A 19,100-nucleotide genomic window follows, 5' to 3' on the forward strand; every position below is an offset into this window, starting at 1 on the left:
CTCCTAATTTTCAACAGTTTTGTGGAATTTTGCTGAAAATTTCGGTACTTGCAATAATGAATTTAAATTATTCATACAGAGCTTTCCTCATAACTTCCCTACTTACGGGCTGTTTGGTGCTTTTACTTTTCAGTGTAAAACTTTCCAAAGAACAGGAAGAAAGCAACGAAGAAACCTATGACGTTGTTATGGCAACTGAGGAATTACTGCCCGAAGATCTTGCCATTGCTGAGCTTACCCCAGAAAAAGTAAAAATTGAAACCAACCGTGCTTATAACGAAGCTGAAAACTTCATCTCTTCCGTAGAAAATGACGACCAAGAAATAACTGAGACCACCGAGGGCAAACTTCAGGAAATGAACGATGCCATGGAAGATTCAAAAAATGATAACGGCACGGGAACTTCGGTTATAACAAAACCCGTAAAGGAAAAAAAGAAGAAATTCTCTAATAGCGAAAGCGGTAAAGAGAACGATGCAGTTGTGAAAAGTGGCAATAGGAATACAACGATAAGCTATCAATTAATAAACCGAAAAGATATAGAGCTTCCCAACCCTGTGTATACATGTTATGGTTTTGGAAAGGTGGTGATAAACATTGAAGTAAGCAATCTAGGGAAAATAGTTAAAAGTTCATACAACAAAACTGCTTCCTCCACTTCCAATGAATGCTTGATTGATGCGGCTTTAGATTATGCCGAACAAGCACGGTTTAATACAGATGCTTCAAAAGGCAAACAATTGGGAACTATTACTTTTAACTTTCCAGGCCAACAATAATAAGTACGCAGTAATCAGTAGGCTCGAGATTTATCGCGTGCATTATTTAAAATACTAATTATGATTTCAGAAAAAGTGCGCTGTGGTTGGTGCGGAACCGATGAGCTTTATGTGAAATACCACGATCAGGAATGGGGTTTGCCCGTTAAGGATGACGCAACTTTTTTTGAATTTCTGCTTTTGGAAACCTTTCAAGCTGGATTGAGCTGGCTAACGATTCTTCGAAAACGTGAAAATTTCAGAAAAGCTTTTGATAATTTCAACTATAAAGAAATCGCCAAATACGACCAAGCCAAAATTGATGCGCTACTTCAAGATGAAGGAATTATTCGCAACAAATTGAAAGTTCATTCTACAGTTACAAATGCAACGCTTTTTATGGAAATCCAAAAAGAATTTGGCAGTTTCAGTAATTATATTTGGCGTTTTGTAGACAATAAGCCTCTTAAAAGTGTTTGGAAAACCTATAAAGAAGCACCAGCAACAATAGCTGAAAGTGATGCTTTGAGCAAAGATTTAAAAAAACGAGGGTTCAAATTTGTGGGCAGTACGGTGGTGTATGCATTTATGCAAGCCACAGGTTTAGTAAATGACCACGTAACAGATTGCTTCCGTTATAACGAGGTTTAATTATTTTAGAAATGAAATGCTCTGTAAACTTCGCGAATTAGTTACTGCCACGGCTTTTAAGGCTTGATTGTATTGATTTTCAATTTCGGGATCTGTATTTTTCTCTTCAGAAAATAATTTCTGAAACCAAGCAACCGCTTTACCATATTCACTTTTGAAATAATATGTCGTAGCCAATTTTTTATAAATAAGAGGGGTTCCGTAGCCTTCCTCTACCACTTGTTCATACACCCGAGCCACGTCAATGTCTTTATTGACATCAGTTTTGTGAAGTTTCGATTGCGAAAAGGAAATTGCAGAAATACCAGTAAATAAAAAACAAAAAAGCAGTTTTCGTTTAGTAATCATATGGGATAATGAGTTTTTCACGAATAATTATGTTTATGGGGATGCAGTTATTCGCGAGGTTTGTTATCCAAAAGAACTAAAAATCTTCCAATTTATTGCCGTCAGCGAAGAATTTAACACATTCTGAGTAGCTTTTCGCTCTAATAAAATTGTGTTTTCAGTAGTTCTTCTTCGTTGATATTGAGCTTTTTAAAGTTTAGGTCATTAAGTTTTATTGAAAAAGCCACAAGAGATTATGGCTTTTTCAATAAAATTATATTTTAAAAATTGGATTACAACTTAATGACCTTTTTATGAATTTTTCCGAAGTCGCCTTCAAAAGAAACTAATAGTGTTCCTCGCCAATTTTGGTTAAGGTCCAACGTTATTTTTCCGTTGCCGTTTTCAATATTTGCATCATACAATTTCTGACCCAAAAGGTTATGGATTTTTACATTTACTGGACCTTGAATGGCATTCATATTAAAAGAGACCTTGCCATTTGTTGGGTTTGGATAGGCCGCTGAAATATGATTTTGCGCCCAGTCGTCTGCCGATAAGTTTTCCACTTGAATAGTCCAATAACCCGCAGGCGCTACGATGGGGCGGTTCAATTCTTTTCCTGAAAGAGCCTTGGCCCATATATAATATTCTATATTAACGGGGGAATTTGGAATAGTCAAATCTGCAGTCCAATTATCAGAATTGGATGGTTTCATTTCAATTTCGTTATAAGTCGTTGAACCCTCTTCTCTCCAAAAAACTTTGGCTTCTGACACAATTGAAATATGCCTCATATATGCATCAATAGTTACTGTACTTCCGGCATTAGCCTCGTCAATAGGTTGATGCACAATCCAAAGTGGATCTGCAACGCCGATAGTATGTGTAATACAATGAATAGCGCCTTTGGAATTAATCAAGTTTTCCCCTGGATTATCCACATCTATCCCAACAATATTGTAACCCGGTAACATTTCTTGATATTTTGCCAATGCCGGTGCATCTACTTCTGCACGATATGTGGGAACCATAATGGTTTTGTTTACAAAAACAGCATTGCTGAATGTATTGTATGGCCCGCCAGTGTTGGGGTAGTTTCCACCTGTACTGGGCGGTGCATCAATCCATTCAATATTATACGGTGTGCCAAAAGGCGATTGAAAATTATCTAAAACATATTGAATGTTTGCTTCAATCTGCGGGCCGTCTGCTACTCCAGGAGGATATTTGCTCACAAGGATTGTTTCTTCGTCCAGCAATTTCATATGCATATCAATATGATGGATAACATCATAGGGAAGTGTATTCATCTTCACAAAACGGTTAATACCCATATATTCCTGCATAATAGCATCTATTTGCGATTCGGTTTTTACGCTTACTCCATAAGGATTTCCGGGAGCATTTTCATCCAAAATTAAGTTTGACGCAAAAGCATTTCCCAAACCGTCACTCATATAGTTACCTCCTGTATTCACTAAATCGTTAGTGCCAGAGTTGGTAGTATAAAGAGGAATACCGGCTTGTGCAGCGTGTGCAATAGGCATCACGTCGTCATTCGGTCGCGGACGGTTGTAGATCCAATCTGTAAGTGCGAGCTCGCCCACATCATCTGAGTATACTGTGTTTCCGGCATAATCGCGAATCCAGATACTATCCCAATCTACGTCCAAGAAAATTACATTGGTAAGATCTACACCATTGGTGGTCAGGTAATTTGCAACTGAAGCCTCGTTTTGGGTGGTGATAATTACTTTACACTCCTGTACGCCTGCCTGCACTATTTGTCGGAGAATAATTGGGTATGAAGGATTCCAAGTAACCAAAAGATACTCTACTTCTTCCCATTCCGCAGCAGCGCGCACAGGGCCAGAAGGCGGTGGTGAAAATCTAGGGCTTGTAAACTGAAATTCCGAAACCAGCGCTTTCTCGGTTTCGGTGAGATTGTGCGGAAGATTTGGTTTTTCCTGTGAAATGGCGAAAGCGGTCTGCAATGCCATCAACAATACCAGAAGGTATTTTGTGTTGTTATTTTTCATAATATTAGCGGATTGTGGAATACGAAGATAGAGTTTTAAATTATTTTATAATCAACTAACTAAGCGAAAAAATCAATAGTATCTAAAAGGAAATTTAATTTAAATAGAGTAATTAGAGAATAATCGTTTTACTCTAAGACCCTTTCAATTGTTGGAGAAGAACCATCTTTTCTTCAGTTTTAAAAAAATTAAATCTTTTGTGTCCATCATCAATATTGAATTCAATTCTTCCGAAATCATTATACCACTTTTTATAGAAAATTTTAAGGTTAGAAATTTTTTTCATTTCAAATTGACGATTACTACTTTTCAAAAACGCATTAGTATAATCTATATGAAGAATATCATTTTCAATCCAGATTTTATCAATGTATGAAAATCTGAAAGTAAATAGGCTATATGCGGTTCCAATAAAAATCCCATCAAACCAGCAATAAGCACGGAGAGTTCGGAAAACAGACCAATTATAATTACTATAATTGGAACCGCAACAAAAGGAAAATAGCAGTTAAAGAGTATTTTAAAAGGTCTATTCATAATGCACTTTCAGATATAGCCTTTTTAGAAAATAAGAAAAATTCATTCAGTCTTAAAGTTTTAGCATCCCCAAAAACTCCCCTCTGCCAATCTCCTCCGCTCCCAGACTTTCCAAATGCTCATTATAAAGTTGGCAATCGATAAATTTATAATTTTTAATCTTTACATATTCCGAAAGATGATAAAAAGCCACTTTTGAAGCATCGCTCACCAAGCTGAACATGCTCTCGCCACAAAAAACTTTTTTGTGAGGTAGCTCTATCACGTAGAGGCCGCCCACTAATTTATCGTTTTCCCAAACCTCAATAGAGACAGCGTATCCAGCTTTGTGTAAAGCTGTATAGGCCTCTTGCATTTCTTTGGTTATCCACGTTCCTGCTTCACCTTTCCGTGGGACTGTGGCACAATAATCTATGACCTCAGCAAAATTTTTATTGAAAGTAATTTGGAACTTTTCACTTTTCAAGGTCTTCCGAAGACTTTTGGAAACCTTGAATTTTTCGGGAAACAAAACCATCCGTGGATCTGGGCTCCACCAAAGAATGGGCTGATCATCTTCAAACCACGGAAAGATTCCAGAGTTGTAAGCAAGCAGCAAGCGCTGCACCGAAAGATCGCCTCCAAGGGCTAGCAGTCCATCGAAAGTAGCTTCTTTAGGATTGGGAAACCAAAGCTGTTCAGTTAAATAATGCATCATCCAAAATTGGTAAAAATTTTCACATAAAAAAACCTCGAAGAAATTGGTATTTCTTCGAGGCCATTTTAACCATAGGAATGGTTACCATCCTTAATTAAAAGGGAAGATCGTCGTGTTCTTCTTCGTTAAAATCATTAGCCGGCTCAAAAGCATCAGCGGGTGGCATTGGAGGCATATCGCCACTTGGGGATGCCTGTGATGCATTTTCAACACGCCATCCTTGAATGCTATTAAAATATTTGGTTTCGCCCTGTGGGTTTACCCACTCGCGACCGCGAACATTAATGCTAACTTTCACATCCTGCCCCACTTTATAGTTGTTCAGCAAGTCTGTTTTGTCCTGCACAAATTCAATCATTATATGCTGCGGATATTGCTCTTCGGTAGTAATTACCATCTCACGTTTCCTAAAACCATTGTTTCCGTAGGTCTTGGTTTCATCTATCATTTTTATTTTTCCCTGTAATTCCATTTCTAATTTTTTATTCTTAATTATTATTTTTGATTAAATATGCACGCGATGAATCGCGAGCCTACAACTTGCTTAGCAAAAGCTTCCATGCTTCTTCGATTTTTCCATCGCAAAGAAACGTTTGTGCTTTTTTATGGATCAATTCTGAATTGTTTGAAGCAACAATTTTTTTAAGTTCGTCCGAAGCATTTATAAAGATATTAATTTCTTCTGAATTTGGGAAATTTTCTACGTTACCCAACATTCCCAAATCGTTCCCAGTCAATACCTTGCTGTTGCGGATTTTTTCGGGAAGTGCATCTACACCTATTCCCAAACTTGATAATGGTTTTGGCACTTCAAAAAGACCAGCTTTGGCGCGGCTGTACCAATTACCGCCAAGACGCGAAACCGTATCAATCTTAAAAGGATCTATTGCGCCGTTTTCATCCAAGATTTCTTCTTTTATGTGGATTTTTACTACTTCGCAAATCACTAAATTTCCTGCACCGCCTTCTGTACCTAGTGCGATAACTTCATTCACTTTACATTCCAATTGTACGGGAGCTTCAGCAACACGTGGTGGTTTAATCATTTCTGACGCTAATTCTGTAAATCCGGCTTTTGCAAATTCGTTTACACCTTTGGCATATTCCGTTGAGGAAAGGGACATTTGCTGCACCATTTCAAAACTAACAATGTTTATAACCACTTCGGGCACTTCCAAAACATTTTCATAAGTATGTTTCGTTGTATTATCGCGCCCGCGCCTTGCGGGTGAAAATACCAAAATGGGTGGCTTTGCGCTAAAAACATTAAAAAAACTGAAAGGCGAAAGGTTTACATTGCCATTTTTATCTACAGTACTTGCAAATGCAATAGGTCTGGGCGAAACTGCGCCCAGTAGATAACCGTGTAATTTTCCGGTGGATAATTCGTGTGGTTCAATAGAGATCATTGCTTGCAAATGTACCCAAAGATTATAGCTTGTAAAAACTTGATTGTACAATAATATCAACATATTTGCTTTATATTTAAACCTGCTTTTGGAATGTAGGTCTACTTTTAAAGTTCAATCTGCTATTAACTTTTTTTATATGCTTCGCAACAAATCACTCTCCCGTTGGGGTTTTATTTTGGCTTCCCTTATTGTAATCAGTCTTATTTTGTGGAATACGTACATTTTTTTTAGTCAATTGAAGGAAAACGAACGTGCCAAAATGGAGATTTGGGCAGTAGCGCAAGAGGAGTTGGCGCAAAGCCAAGAAGACGAAGGAAGCCCAATAAGCGAAACCGCCCTTACTATAATAAGAAGCAACAGCTCTACCCCAATGATCCTGCATACTTTAAAAGAGGATAGCTATACTGGAAGAAATATTGATGAAGAAATACTGGACAATGAAAAAGACCGAAAAAAGAAAATAGAACAGTTTATTTCGGAATACAAACCGCTTGAGGTAACTTATAACGACCAAGTGCTTTCTGTAATTTATTTTGGAAATTCTCCGTTAATCAATAAACTTAAATATTACCCAGCTGCATTAATTTTGATAATATTTCTTTTCATTCTAGCAGTTTACCTTTTTTACAAAACTTCCAAATCTGCCGAGCAGAATAAGCTTTGGGCAGGAATGGCTAAAGAAACAGCGCACCAAATAGGCACACCGCTATCTTCATTAATTGGTTGGACAGAAATTTTAAAAAGCGAAAATGTAAATCCAGAATATATTTTAGAAATGGAGAAAGATGTTTCCAGATTAGAAACAATTACAGAACGTTTTTCAAAAATAGGCTCGATGCCGAAACTGGAACGCTGTGATTTGGTTGAAGAGACAAAAGCAACATTTCAGTATTTACAAAAACGAACTTCAAAACTTATACATTTTCAACTAAACATTCCGGAAGATCCTGTATTTGTTCAATTAAACCCGCAGCTCTTCAGCTGGACCATAGAGAATCTTGTGAAGAACGGCATTGATGCGATGAAAGGAAAAGGAACCATAACCATTTCCATAGAAGAAAATCCTAAATATGCGCTAGTTCACATTACCGATACAGGAAAAGGTTTGACCAAAAGTGAATTTAGAAGAATATTCACACCAGGCCACACTACCAAAAAACGTGGCTGGGGCTTAGGTCTTTCACTTGCTAAACGAATTATAGAGGAATACCATAATGGAAAAATCCGTGTTCTTAAAAGTGTCCCAAACCAAGGCACAATTATGGAAATAGCACTAAAAACTGAAAACTGACAATGAAACATAAAACCCACACGCTGCACACAGCGCGCTTGAAAAATAATTGTCCAACGTGTTTTGGAACAGATGGGCTTGAAATCACTTTTACACAGGAAGAGAAAGAAACGCCATTCTTTAAAACACCAGATACAGCGGTAGCTGAAAAACTTTATTGTAGCACCTGTAATAACAATATCTACCCCGTAAATTGGACCGAAGACATTGAACGCGTTTTTGATTACAACAAAAAAATAGCGGAAACCAATAAGCAATATTTAAAGGTAAAACCACTATTCTATATTTTAATTGTTACAGCTATTGTTCTCGTAGCGGCCGTAATATATATTTTAATCCCAGCTTAGGCTTTCAATTTTTCTGAAATTGCTTCAGCCAAAAATTTAAATTCCTCAGAAGTCATTTTTACTTTTTTGGTGAAACGCATGTCATCCATTTCATTTAGCGGAATAAGATGAACGTGCACGTGCGGCACTTCCAAACCAACTACAGCCATACCAACCCGTTTGCAGGGAACAGTTTTTTCCAAAGCTCGGGCTACTTTTCTGGAAAACTGCATTAATTGCAAATACATATGTTCACCCATATCGAAAACTTTATCGATTTCATCTTTCGGAACACATAACGTGTGCCCCTTTGCGTTCGGGTTTATATCCAAAAAAGCGATGAAATTATCGTCTTCTGCAATTTTGTAACAAGGAATTTCACCCTCGATTATTTGTGTGAAAATAGATGCCATATTTAATCTCTTGTAATTTCCAATATTTCGAATTTAAGCACACCATTGGGCACTTTTATCTCTGCAACCTCGCCTACCTCTTTACCCAGCAAGCCGTGACCAATTGGAGAATCTACGGAAATCTTTCCGGATTTAAGATCGGCTTCGCTTTGTGCTACCAACTTATAAACCATTTCCATACCGTTGTTTTGGTTTTTAATCTTAACCTTAGAATGTACCAAAACTTTACTCAAATCCAATTGCGATTCATCTATCAAACGGGCATTTGCTAAAACCTCCTCCATTTTGGCGATGCGCATTTCAAGCATTCCCTGCGCTTCTTTGGCGGCGTCATATTCAGCGTTTTCACTCAAATCGCCTTTATCGCGGGCTTCAGCAATTGCATTGGAGGCTTTTGGACGCTCCACATCACGTAGCTGATCTACTTCATCCCGTAATTTTTTTAATCCTTCAGCGCTATAATAAGATACTTTACTCATAACTTCATCGTTTGTGTATGCAGAACATACATATTCTTTAATATAACAAAATCCCGACTCGTGGCGGGACTCACTTTAATAAATTGAAAAAATCCCATACGCTGACGGGATTGTGTTTAACAAATATACTAAAAATTTACTTGTTCTGTAATTTGTTGTAATTTCGGCCTTAAAATTATTTTGATGAAAAATATAATTCTTCTTCTATTGACTGTTTTAATAACGCTTTCTTGCTCAAAGAATGATGATAAAAAAGAACGCAATCCCTTTTTAACTGACCCTGTTGTAAGCTTAAACTTGAACCTTAATTTGCCAGAATACAATCCGTTGAAATTTCCCGGCAATTTCGTACTAACTTCGCAAGGAATAAAAGGAATTGTAGTTTTCTGCGTAAGTGAAACCCAATATTTTGCATTTGATCTTACAGATCCAAATCACGTTCCCAGCGATTGTTCGCGAATGGAAGTGAACGGCCCAATAGCCAGTTGTCCTTGTACAAATGATGACAATGAGTATAATATTATTAATTTCGGAAGGCATACTACTGAGCCAGATGCAAAATACCCTATGCAGCAATATCGTGCGGAGCGCAACGGCAATAACATTGTAATTAGTAATTAACTTTCAAAATATGCTTCAATAGAATTTAGTAGTTAGTTACATTACAAATATATTAGTCTAAAATGAAAATCTTAATTAGCATGCTTATTTTATTTTCTTCAATCACTTCAAAAGTAATTTTTGATTTTAACGAAAAATCCAACATCAAAGACTGGCTTATAGTTGATGATGTGGTAATGGGCGGTAAATCTTCAGGAACCTTTAGTTTAAGTAAAGAAGGTTTTGGTGTTTTTGAAGGAAACATACTGTTAGATAATAATGGAGGATTCTCTTCTGTGCGATATGGTTTTCAGAAAATTCAAGTAAAAAATCACACTAAAATTGTTATTAAACTAAGAGGCGACGGCAAAGAATATCAATTTAGGATTAAAGCAAATTCCGATGACTATTATTCGTATATCGCACCTTTTAAAACCTCGGGGGAATGGGAAGAAATAGAAATTCCTTTAAAAGAAATGTATCCTTCATTTAGAGGAAAAAAACTTGACAAACCAAATTTTACCGAAAACTATATTGAAGAAATTACCTTTTTAATAGGAAACAAAAAAAAGGAAAAGTTTAAACTTTTGATTGATAAAATAGAAGTGAAGTGACACCCTTAAGGCATCACCAATGAAGTCTATTTCGGTGCTTATTCAAAAAAAACAGTGAAAAATAATTCTTAACTTATATCAAGAAAATGAAAACTCGGACCTAAAAAGACCCAAGCCTTCATTTATAAGAGATAGAGACAATTCAGCATAATTTCTTTAAAACTTCACAGTAGCCCCCACCAGAAAATTAATAGTAGCCTGCGGATAATAGCCAGCGCCTTCAACAGTAGTTACAGTTCCCGGATTACTGAAATCATCATCATACGTATAAAAATAGCCGTTGGAAATATATTTCACATTAAAAATATTGTTCACCAAAGCTGAAAAAACCACTTCTTTTATCAACGGAAGCGAATCCAAAGTGTAAACTATATTCAAATCATTGATGAAGTAGCTGTCCAGTTTTGAAGCTTCGCTATCAATATTCCCCATATATTGTTCACCCACAAATTTTGAAAGAAAGCCTAATTGTAATTTTTTTATTGGTGTATATTCCAGCATATTTCCTGCAACTACAGAAGGCGAAAATGAAATATTTGTGTTGCCCAAATTAACCAATCCACCATCGCGAGAGGCAACAAAATCTACGTTTTTATTAGTGCTCAAAGCTATATTTGGAATAGTTCTCAAATTTTTCAAAAGTTGTATTTCTGCATCAACCTCTAATCCCAAACGGTAGCTTTTTCCACTGCTCGTTCGTAAACCCGCACCCACATCGTTCAATTCTCCTGAAAGCACTAATTGGTCTTTATAATTCATATAAAAAATATTGGTATTTACCTTTGTCTTCTCGGAAGCAAAACGCCAGCCTAGTTCAAAATCGTCTAATTTTTCAGGGGTAATAATTCCCTGCTCGTAATCGTTCCGAGATGGCTCGCGATGCGCTTTTCCGTAAGAAAAATAGAATTGATTTGAAAGATTTAATTTATAAGTCAATCCGGCTTTTGGGTTGAAAAATGAATAGTTTTCATCCACATTTAAGGGCACCAAATCTGACGTAATCCCCGAAGTTTTATAATTCAAAAACCTGCCCTGCAAATCGCCGAAAATGCTCCATTTTTCATCAGTTCTATAAGTGGCTTTTGAGAAAACAGTAAACTCGCTTTTCTCACCATTTCCATTATAATAACGATCGCGGATTTCAGAATTACTGGCGTAACGCGCCCAAATTACTTCCCCATAATGATCGCCCGTGTAATAGCTGTAAAAAGCTCCACCCGTAAAATCTATCTTATTGTTTTTATAATTCACGTTTGCATTAGCTGCATAAAAATGGTTGTCTAACCAACGGCGTCTGATTAAATCTGTAGTATTTATAGTATCTCCGCCAATTTCAATTGGTTCAAAACCATAGGTTTCAAAATCCTCATCTTCTTTGTATTGCTCAAAATACCCCTTTCCTTTTGTGTAATTGAAAGAAACATTCGTGCTCCAGTTGTTGTTGAAACGTTGGTTCCAAAGTAATTGATAGTGATCCTGCGCATAATTATCAACTTCATTATCATAAAATTGAATATTTCCCTCTTCATCGGTATATTCTCCAACAGTATTGTAGGTTCTGTCATTTTTAAGTTTTTCGGGATCTTCCAAACCGTTCCAAGATTGGTAAGTTATATTTTTACCACCAAAAGCTAATGCTTTAATTAGCGTATTTCTATTCACAAACGCTCCCTGCAAAAAATACGATTTCAAGTCTGAACTGGCTCTGTCAATATATCCGTCGGATTGAATGGTTGACAATCTTCCTGCTAATTCAAAATGATTAGAAAGCAATCCAGTACTGAACTTAACGTTATGTTTACTCGTATTATAACTGCCAAAGGAATTCGCAATTTCACCGTAAGCTTCGTTAGAAACGGCATCGCTCAACAAATTTAAACTTGCACCAAAAGCTCCAGAACCATTGGTGGAAGTTCCCACGCCGCGTTGCAATTGCAAGCTTTGCACCGAAGAAGTAAAATCGGGCAAATTCACCCAAAACGTCCCTTGGCTTTCAGAATCGTTATACGGAATTCCATTGAGCGTAACATTCACGCGCGATGCGTCGCTTCCTCGAACACGAATGTAGGTATAACCCACGCCCGCACCCGCATCGCTCGTGGTAACAACGGATGGCAGATAGTTTAGCATATACGGAATATCCTGCCCAAGGTTTCGTTTTTCAAGTTCCTCTTTGTCGAGGTTTGAGTGGGTAATTGGTGAATCTGCATCAACGCGGACGGCTTGCACCAAAACTTCATCTAAAGTTTCAACTTTTGTTGTGTCTTGTAATTTTCCCTGTGGCGTTTCCTGAGCGGAAACCGTACAAAATAGTGAAGTAAATACTGCGGAAATCAATAACTTTTTCATTCGTGATAATGTTTAAATTATACGAATAAAAGGGGCTTTATTCTATGTTAGTTAACTGTTTAAATAAAAAATCCCTGAAAATAATACGTCGTGCATTATTACAGGGGGTTTCTATTTAGTGTCCCTTGGCAGCATTACCCGCCCAGGTTCTTTGGGTATAATCTCAGCCTTTTGAAGTTCGAATTTTGAGCGACGAGCGACGAAATAATTTCGTATCTCGTATTTCTAATTTCCTATTTCAAAAAGCACCCCTTTGAGATGTTCGGCAAAGATACCTCTTTTAAATCTCAAATTGCAAATAACAAATTCCAAATAATTGCAAACAATAAAAATTAGTACATCAATCAAGTGTTGGAGGTTTTCGGTTGGATTTTTTGAAAGCGTTTTCCTTTTTAGATTTTAAACGTCTTTCAATCGCCCCTTTTGAAGGTTTTGTTTTTTTTCGTGGCTTTGCTACTTTCAAATTTTTCTGAAGCAGTTCAACCAACCTTTCAATAACGATGGCTTTGTTGCGGTGTTGGCTTCTTGTTTCGCCACATTGAAGCGTAATAATTCCTTCGGAAGAAATTTTTGAAGATAGTTTGTTGCGAAGTCTTTCCTTTTCAGTTTCCGAAAGTGCTTGCGAAGCTTCCAAATTAAATGAAACCTCAACTTTTGAGGCAGTTTTGTTTACGTGCTGTCCGCCCGGACCGCTGCTGCGGATGGCTTTAAAAGAAAGTTCTGATATTAAAATTTCTGTGTTCACTTGGGTTGGTGTACTTCGTTCAAAAGATCGTTTACGGTTTTTACAGGATTGAAAGTGATGAGCGGCACTTCTACAAAAACCGTTATCCAATTTGCCATTGCGCCGTTCCAAAGTCCGGGAAGCTCCAATGCTTTAATAGGTTTTCCTTGATAGGATTTATGTGAAATGAAACCTGCATCCGGATCTGAAAATTTTAGCAAATCATATTTTTCACCTTTATAATTACGCATCCCACAAACCAAATCTACCGGATTGAAATGCGTGGCCTTGTCAACCAAAGCTTTTTGTTGCGGGTTGTTAGTGTCAATTTGTGACATTTCTACAATTTGATACGAAAGATTTCCATTTTTATCTTTTACAAGAAATGGTCCGCCGCCGGGAGCCCCAGTATTTTCAACAACACCACAAATGCGGATTGGGCGTTCCAGAATTTTTAAAAGATCTTCCTTAAATATAGGAGTGTTTTTTATACTTAAATCTACCGAAATAAATTCAGCAACATTTTTTATAATTTCTTCGGAAGGATTTTCGAGGTGAAGCTTTTCAATGAAACTGAAAATTTTCTTCTGAAGGGAAATCAATTTTCCGGCCAATACTTTTTTCTGAAAAGCGATTGTTTCCACATAATTTTCAGAAACAACATTATCTATATTTTTGATGAAAATAATATCCGCATCCACATCGTTCAAGTTTTCCAATAACGCTCCGTGGCCGGAAGGACGTAAAAGCAGATCGCCGTTTTCATCTAAAAACAATTCGTTTTCGGGGGTTGCTGCAACTGTATCTGTCTCATTTTTCTGAAACGAATAGGATATATTAAAACGCACCCCTGTTTTCTTTTCAACAAGATGTTTTACTTCGTCGAAGCGTTTTTTGAATTTTTTTTCATGACCTTCGGAAACTGTAAAATGCAAATTAGCCACGCCGTTTGTAGCTGCGTAAAATGCCGCTTCATACAATTGTTCGCCAAAAGCAGTAACGTAATTTTCGCCGTATGTATGAAAAGGAACGAGTCCTTTCGGGGTATTGCTAAAATTTAATCCAGTTTCCTCCAACATTTCCTGAACAAACAGAAAGTATCTTTTCCCCTGTTCAAAATTTTCAAGTTCAGAATATTTTTCTTCTAATTTATCTTTTACCAAAAAAGAAAATGCAAAATTATCAATTGACTCAAAGAATATTTTTAAATTCCTGTTTTCTTCTTTTTGAAGAAATGATTCGATATTATCTTTTGGATTATAGCTTTCCAAAAACTGATGCAAAAACTTAAACATTCGAGTAGCCGCACCCGATGCCGGAACAAATTTCAGTATATCGAGCTTATCTTTTTCGGTTTCGAAAAGAGTGGCAAAGTGCTGTTGTTCTTTTTCTGAAAACACTTCAATTCCTTTATCGGCTGAAGCAGGTTCCATGACATTGGCGAAGGGAATTCCCTCCTTAAAAATTTCAAGTTGGTGTTTAACTTTAGCCTCGGAAAGCCCGTGATTCTTTATTTGTTGCAGGTTTTTTTCTGTAAACATCTTAGTTCTTCTTCAGCAATACATCAATAATCTCGACTGCTTTTTTAAATCGTTCTTTTTGGTTTCCCTTTAAAATTTTATACGGAAAACCCTGTTCTTTCAATTCAGCCTCAAAAATACGAAACATTTCCTCTCGATTGTTGGGTCTGTCGCGCAAGTCGTCCACTTCCCAAGGCGTGTCAATATAGGTTAAAAGGTAGATGCTGTAATTGTTCCCCCCCACGGCGGACAGGTTGGTTGCTTCGTTTTTTATTTCCGAAGGGCAAAATCCGTTGTAATAATATTCGGAATATACTTTCAGTTCGAGCAAATTTGTATCGCAAATCAACAGATTTTCAACTTGTTGCGAAGCCTCATTTTCAAGTTTCAACTGTCCTTTGGCGATGGGAATTAAATCTTCTCTAGCAACCAATTCTTTCTTGGAATCCCACTTTTTTTGAAGGTATTCACGCATAAATTCCGGAACCCAAAGCGTGTTATAATGTTCCGCCAACTGTTTTGCAAGCGTTGTTTTTCCAGTAGATTCGGGTCCGTATAAAACTACTTTTATCAATTGAGCAGACTGGTTTCGGGTTTGTTCAGGTTTTTCTTCCACGCGCGGTATCCGTAAATTGAAATGATTACAAAAAGCAAAAATTGAAACGATGTAAAAATCAAACCTTTGTAAAAATACAAGGGTAGCGAAATTATATTACCAATCAGTAAAAAAGACCAGTTTTCCAGTTTTTTTCGCGCCAAAAGCCACATTGCCACAAAAAATATGGCTGTAGTAAGTGTGTCAACATAAGCTGTCCAACTATTCCATTTGTCGAAAAATTTATAAATGGCAAAAATGAAAATCAAAGTTGCTACAAAAATGAAAACGCAGATTTGCTTCTCTTTTAAACTTGTTGTGGTTATGGGCGTATAATGTTCGGCATCAATCTTTCGTGTCCAAATATACCAGCCGTAAATGCTCATTGAAAAATAATAGGCGTTGATTACCAAATCGCCCAAGAGCCCGTAGAAAGCTAAAATATAAACAAAAATTGCGGTGCTCAAAATTCCTGTAGGATAGATTAAAATATTGTCCTGTTTGGAAAACCAAGCACTAAGCAGACCTAACACAACACCAATTATTTCAAGGATTATAATGTGTGTGGGAACGCCTTGGTATTGCTGAAAAAACCAATCAAAAATGGGGCTCATAATCGCTTCTATCCGATTTTACAATTTTTATATAAAGCAAACCTCTTTCCACGGCTTCCAAAGCAACTTTAATTTCTTTTTGAAGCAGGTCCATTACCGTATCATAATCGCCATAAACCTGTGTACTCAGCGGATTTTCCAAAACTGTGAGGCCAGAATTTCGTAAACTTTTTATGAAATTGATAATTGCGGGTTCGTAATCGTCTTGTATTGGTGTGAGGGTAAGTTCAACTGAAATTTTCATTGCTTTAAAATTTTTGTTTCAAAGTTACGATTATAAAAGTATTCAGTTAACAGTAGCATTTGGCAGTTTTTGGAATTTGGATTTTTGAGATTTGGAATTTATTTGGAGTTTGTTTTTTGTTATTTGGTGCTTTCGATTTCGAAGGCCGTTCCCATAACTATCATATCGGCACCCGATCTGTAAGCTGTTTCTTTTTGTACTTCTGTTTTTATTCCCCCACCAACAATTAAAGGAATATTGATAGCTTTTTTTACTTCAGAAATAATTTCAGGTTTTACAGGAATTTTTGCGCCGCTTCCTGCTTCCAAATAAATAAGTTTTGCTCCCATAAATTGTCCGGCCAAAGCTGTATTCACAATCAACTCAATATTTTCCTGCGGCAGTGGTTCCGTTTTTGTCACTTTTGAAACCGATGAATTATTTCCACCATCAATCAAAATATAGCCAGTGGAAATAATTTCCAAAGCCAAATTTTTCAATTTCGAAATGGATTTTATTTGTTGGCCAACTAAGTATTCCGCATTTCTTCCCGAAAGCAACGTCAAAAATAAAAGAGCATCTGCAAGCGGTGTAATGTGCGAATGATCGCCCGGAAAAAGAAAAATGGGAAGTTTCGATTCAGCTTTCAAAGCTTTTACCGTTTCTTCGGTTTCTCCATTTGCCACTGTACTTCCGCCCACAAAAAGATGTGTTGTTTCCTTTGGAATTTTATTTAGAAATGATTTCGTTGCAGAAATATCAAATTTATCTGGGTCGATCAAAATAGCGAGTTGCTTTTCTTTTCCGGCAACCAACTTTAGAAAAGATTTATAAAAAATTCCTTCCATCTATTTTTCTTCAGAAATAAGTGCATAAGCACAAGTGAACTCTTCAAATTCCAGAAAATCCACATCATATTGCACTTGTTTGTCTTCGTAAGTTACGGTTGCAGTTGTTTTGGTTTCATCGAGCCTAAAATCTTCAACATAAATATTTTCCAAAAAACTCACTCCTTTTTCGGCAAAACTTTTATAAAGTGATTCTTTCGCACACCAAACAATGGTGAGTTTGCGCATCATTGCATCTTCATTTGCGATGGTTCGGTATTCTTCAACCGGTGTGAATTTATGAGCTATTCTAAGGATTTTGGTGCGTTGCATTTCAATATCGATACCCACTTCGGTATCGCTAATAATTATCGCAGAAAAGTTGTAGGAATGGGTAATTGAAATGTGTTTATCGCCAGTTAAATGCGGCTTGCCGTTTTCATCATAATATAAATCGTGATCCGTAAATCCTTCCAAAGCCATCAAATGCCGAATGCTCATAAACCCGCGACGGTGAAGGTCGCTTTTCATATTCAGCACCCTATTGGTACAATTTTGTGTTAGATCTATCACTGCTGAAAGCGTTTCAAAAGATTCTTCAATCTTCCAAATGAAAACTTTAGTGTTTGGGTTTACTGTTATAGTTTTGTAAAGTGGCATAAACTTTCAAAGGATATTTCGTAGTTTTGCAGACTTAAAACCAGAAAATTAATTTTAAATAAATGTCCGCTTTTGCGGGTATAAATATAACAAATATGTCAACGAAAACTGTGCCTTACACGGCGTTTAAAGTAAAAGATATTTCCCTAGCAGACTGGGGAAGAAAAGAAATTGAGCTTGCCGAAGCTGAAATGCCCGGGCTTATGAGCTTGCGTGAAGAATACGGAAATGAGCAGCCTTTGAAGGGCGCACGTATTGCTGGGTGTCTTCACATGACCATTCAAACTGCCGTGCTTATTGAAACATTAAAGGCACTGGGAGCAGAAGTTACTTGGAGCTCATGTAACATTTTCTCAACCCAAGACCATGCAGCTGCTGCAATTGCTGCTGCTGGATTTCCGGTCTATGCTTGGAAAGGAATGAATGAAGAGGAATTTGAATGGTGTATTGAGCAAACACTTTTCTTTGGCGAAGACCGCAAACCCTTGAACATGATTCTTGACGATGGTGGCGATTTAACGAATATGGTTTTGGACAAATATCCAGAGCTTGCCGATGGCGTTAAAGGTATTTCTGAAGAAACTACTACTGGTGTTCACCGTCTTTACGAGCGTATGAAAAAAGGAACATTGCCAATGCCGGCTATCAACATTAACGATAGCGTTACCAAAAGTAAATTCGATAATAAATATGGTTGTCGTGAGAGTGCTGTGGATGCAGTGCGCCGTGCAACAGATATAATGATGGCTGGAAAGCGTGTTGTTGTTTGTGGTTATGGTGATGTTGGTAAAGGAACTGCCGCTTCTTTTAAAGGTGCGGGAAGTATCGTTACAGTTACTGAAATTGATCCAATCTGTGCGCTACAAGCTGCAATGGACGGTTTTGAAGTGAAAAAATTGGAAACCGTTGTTGGAAATGCAGATATCGTAATTACAACTACTGGAAATAAAGACATTGTTCGCGGAGAACATTTTGAAGCGATGAAAGATAAAACCATCGTTTGTAATATTGGCCATTTTGATAACGAAATTGCAGTTTCTTGGTTAAAGACCAATCACGGAAAGACCCACGTTGAGATTAAGCCACAAGTTGACAAATACACAATTGACGGAAAAGATATTATTCTTTTGGCCGAAGGTCGTTTGGTAAACCTTGGTTGCGCCACCGGCCACCCAAGTTTTGTGATGAGTAACAGTTTCACCAACCAAACTTTAGCGCAAATAGAGCTTTGGAAAAATGGTGAAAACTATGAAAACGAAGTGTATATGCTTCCAAAGCACTTGGATGAAAAAGTAGCGAAACTACACCTTGAAAAAATTGGGGTTGAACTTACTGAACTTCGCCAAGACCAAGCTGAATATATTGGCGTGGAAGTTCAAGGACCGTTTAAGCCTGAGTATTACAGATACTAATGATTTACGATTGTAGATTTTAGATTTAC

Annotated in this window: 23 protein-coding genes; 7 read left to right on the plus strand and 16 right to left on the minus strand. The window is 37.1% G+C overall.

The annotated features are described in order from the left end of the window. Positions 1-56: 56 nt before the first annotated feature. Both ESV24_RS08080 and ESV24_RS08085 read left to right on the plus strand, forming a co-directional pair. Positions 57-779 carry an energy transducer TonB gene (locus ESV24_RS08080; protein ID WP_146743122.1) on the plus strand — a complete coding sequence of 241 codons (723 nt, stop codon included), beginning with the start codon at positions 57-59 and terminating at the stop codon, positions 777-779. 60 nt (positions 780-839) lie between these two features. Further along, on the plus strand, positions 840-1,409 hold the full coding sequence (locus ESV24_RS08085; RefSeq protein ID WP_111814207.1) for a DNA-3-methyladenine glycosylase I: 570 nt from the start codon (positions 840-842) through the stop codon (positions 1,407-1,409). Here ESV24_RS08085 and ESV24_RS08090 read toward each other — a convergent pair whose 3' ends face one another. The 6 genes from ESV24_RS08090 to ESV24_RS08115 all read right to left on the minus strand — a co-directional run bounded on the left by ESV24_RS08090 (position 1,410) and on the right by ESV24_RS08115 (position 6,421). After that, the gene (locus ESV24_RS08090; RefSeq protein WP_111814205.1) at positions 1,410-1,757 is read right to left on the minus strand and encodes a hypothetical protein; all 348 of its coding nucleotides are present in this window, start codon (positions 1,755-1,757) and stop codon (positions 1,410-1,412) included. Between the two features lie 272 nt (positions 1,758-2,029). Further along, positions 2,030-3,778 (minus strand): agmatine deiminase family protein, encoded by a 1,749-nt coding sequence (locus ESV24_RS08095; protein WP_111814203.1) that lies wholly within the window; start codon positions 3,776-3,778, stop codon positions 2,030-2,032. Positions 3,779-4,108: 330 nt separating this feature from the next. Next, entirely contained in the window at positions 4,109-4,315 is a 207-nt protein-coding gene (locus ESV24_RS08100; protein WP_111814201.1) for a hypothetical protein, read from the minus strand. Positions 4,316-4,367: 52 nt separating this feature from the next. Further along, positions 4,368-5,009, minus strand: a complete 642-nt coding sequence (gene aat, locus ESV24_RS08105) for a leucyl/phenylalanyl-tRNA--protein transferase (RefSeq protein ID WP_111814929.1) — start codon at positions 5,007-5,009, stop codon at positions 4,368-4,370. 97 nt (positions 5,010-5,106) lie between these two features. Next, complete coding sequence (locus ESV24_RS08110; protein WP_111814199.1) at positions 5,107-5,484, minus strand: DUF3127 domain-containing protein; 378 nt, start codon at positions 5,482-5,484, stop codon at positions 5,107-5,109. A gap of 61 nt (positions 5,485-5,545) precedes the next feature. Then, the gene (locus ESV24_RS08115; RefSeq protein ID WP_170227875.1) at positions 5,546-6,421 is read right to left on the minus strand and encodes a flavin reductase family protein; all 876 of its coding nucleotides are present in this window, start codon (positions 6,419-6,421) and stop codon (positions 5,546-5,548) included. Positions 6,422-6,560: 139 nt separating this feature from the next. Here ESV24_RS08115 and ESV24_RS08120 point away from each other — a divergent pair, with 139 nt between their 5' ends. Together ESV24_RS08120 and ESV24_RS08125 are read left to right on the plus strand one after the other, a co-directional pair. Beyond that, positions 6,561-7,715 carry a sensor histidine kinase gene (locus ESV24_RS08120; protein ID WP_111814195.1) on the plus strand — a complete coding sequence of 385 codons (1,155 nt, stop codon included), beginning with the start codon at positions 6,561-6,563 and terminating at the stop codon, positions 7,713-7,715. Positions 7,716-7,717: 2 nt separating this feature from the next. Then, positions 7,718-8,062, plus strand: coding sequence for a hypothetical protein (locus ESV24_RS08125; protein WP_111814193.1), 345 nt, complete (start codon positions 7,718-7,720; stop codon positions 8,060-8,062). Here the strand turns inward: ESV24_RS08125 and ESV24_RS08130 are convergent. Both ESV24_RS08130 and greA read right to left on the minus strand, forming a co-directional pair. Beyond that, positions 8,059-8,454, minus strand: a complete 396-nt coding sequence (locus tag ESV24_RS08130) for an HIT family protein (RefSeq protein WP_111814191.1) — start codon at positions 8,452-8,454, stop codon at positions 8,059-8,061. The two genes, ESV24_RS08125 and ESV24_RS08130, sit on opposite strands and share 4 nt — an antisense overlap. Before the next feature lie 2 nt (positions 8,455-8,456). Continuing rightward, the gene (greA, locus tag ESV24_RS08135; protein ID WP_111814189.1) at positions 8,457-8,933 is read right to left on the minus strand and encodes a transcription elongation factor GreA; all 477 of its coding nucleotides are present in this window, start codon (positions 8,931-8,933) and stop codon (positions 8,457-8,459) included. 183 nt (positions 8,934-9,116) lie between these two features. Here greA and ESV24_RS08140 point away from each other — a divergent pair, with 183 nt between their 5' ends. After that, positions 9,117-9,554 (plus strand): hypothetical protein, encoded by a 438-nt coding sequence (locus ESV24_RS08140; RefSeq protein ID WP_111814187.1) that lies wholly within the window; start codon positions 9,117-9,119, stop codon positions 9,552-9,554. Positions 9,555-9,616: 62 nt separating this feature from the next. Further along, positions 9,617-10,147 carry a CIA30 family protein gene (locus ESV24_RS08145; protein ID WP_111814185.1) on the plus strand — a complete coding sequence of 177 codons (531 nt, stop codon included), beginning with the start codon at positions 9,617-9,619 and terminating at the stop codon, positions 10,145-10,147. 156 nt (positions 10,148-10,303) lie between these two features. On the opposite strand, the gene ESV24_RS08150 is transcribed toward ESV24_RS08145, so the two are convergent. The 8 genes from ESV24_RS08150 to ESV24_RS08185 all read right to left on the minus strand — a co-directional run bounded on the left by ESV24_RS08150 (position 10,304) and on the right by ESV24_RS08185 (position 17,659). Next, positions 10,304-12,496: a TonB-dependent receptor gene (locus ESV24_RS08150; RefSeq protein WP_111814183.1), complete on the minus strand. Its 2,193-nt coding sequence runs from the start codon at positions 12,494-12,496 to the stop codon at positions 10,304-10,306. A gap of 340 nt (positions 12,497-12,836) precedes the next feature. After that, entirely contained in the window at positions 12,837-13,241 is a 405-nt protein-coding gene (arfB, locus tag ESV24_RS08155) for an alternative ribosome rescue aminoacyl-tRNA hydrolase ArfB (RefSeq protein ID WP_111814181.1), read from the minus strand. Next, positions 13,238-14,761, minus strand: coding sequence for a DUF4301 family protein (locus ESV24_RS08160; RefSeq protein WP_111814179.1), 1,524 nt, complete (start codon positions 14,759-14,761; stop codon positions 13,238-13,240). Before ESV24_RS08160 ends, arfB begins: the two co-directional genes overlap by 4 nt. A 1-nt stretch (position 14,762) precedes the next feature. Beyond that, on the minus strand, positions 14,763-15,314 hold the full coding sequence (locus tag ESV24_RS08165) for an AAA family ATPase (RefSeq protein ID WP_111814927.1): 552 nt from the start codon (positions 15,312-15,314) through the stop codon (positions 14,763-14,765). After that, positions 15,311-15,949: a nicotinamide riboside transporter PnuC gene (pnuC, locus tag ESV24_RS08170; RefSeq protein ID WP_111814177.1), complete on the minus strand. Its 639-nt coding sequence runs from the start codon at positions 15,947-15,949 to the stop codon at positions 15,311-15,313. The genes ESV24_RS08165 and pnuC overlap by 4 nt, the downstream gene beginning before the upstream one ends. Next, the gene (locus tag ESV24_RS08175) at positions 15,933-16,193 is read right to left on the minus strand and encodes a thiamine-binding protein (protein WP_111814175.1); all 261 of its coding nucleotides are present in this window, start codon (positions 16,191-16,193) and stop codon (positions 15,933-15,935) included. Before ESV24_RS08175 ends, pnuC begins: the two co-directional genes overlap by 17 nt. A gap of 119 nt (positions 16,194-16,312) precedes the next feature. Next, positions 16,313-17,020, minus strand: a complete 708-nt coding sequence (locus ESV24_RS08180) for a phosphoglycerol geranylgeranyltransferase (RefSeq protein WP_111814173.1) — start codon at positions 17,018-17,020, stop codon at positions 16,313-16,315. Beyond that, complete coding sequence (locus tag ESV24_RS08185; RefSeq protein WP_111814171.1) at positions 17,021-17,659, minus strand: 4'-phosphopantetheinyl transferase family protein; 639 nt, start codon at positions 17,657-17,659, stop codon at positions 17,021-17,023. A gap of 95 nt (positions 17,660-17,754) precedes the next feature. On the opposite strand from ESV24_RS08185, the gene ahcY reads away from it, so the two are divergent. Next, the gene (gene ahcY, locus ESV24_RS08190; RefSeq protein ID WP_111814925.1) at positions 17,755-19,071 is read left to right on the plus strand and encodes an adenosylhomocysteinase; all 1,317 of its coding nucleotides are present in this window, start codon (positions 17,755-17,757) and stop codon (positions 19,069-19,071) included. Positions 19,072-19,100 lie beyond the last annotated feature (29 nt).

This window comes from Aequorivita lipolytica (assembly GCF_007997135.1).
Classification (GTDB): Bacteria; Bacteroidota; Bacteroidia; order Flavobacteriales; family Flavobacteriaceae; genus Aequorivita; species Aequorivita lipolytica.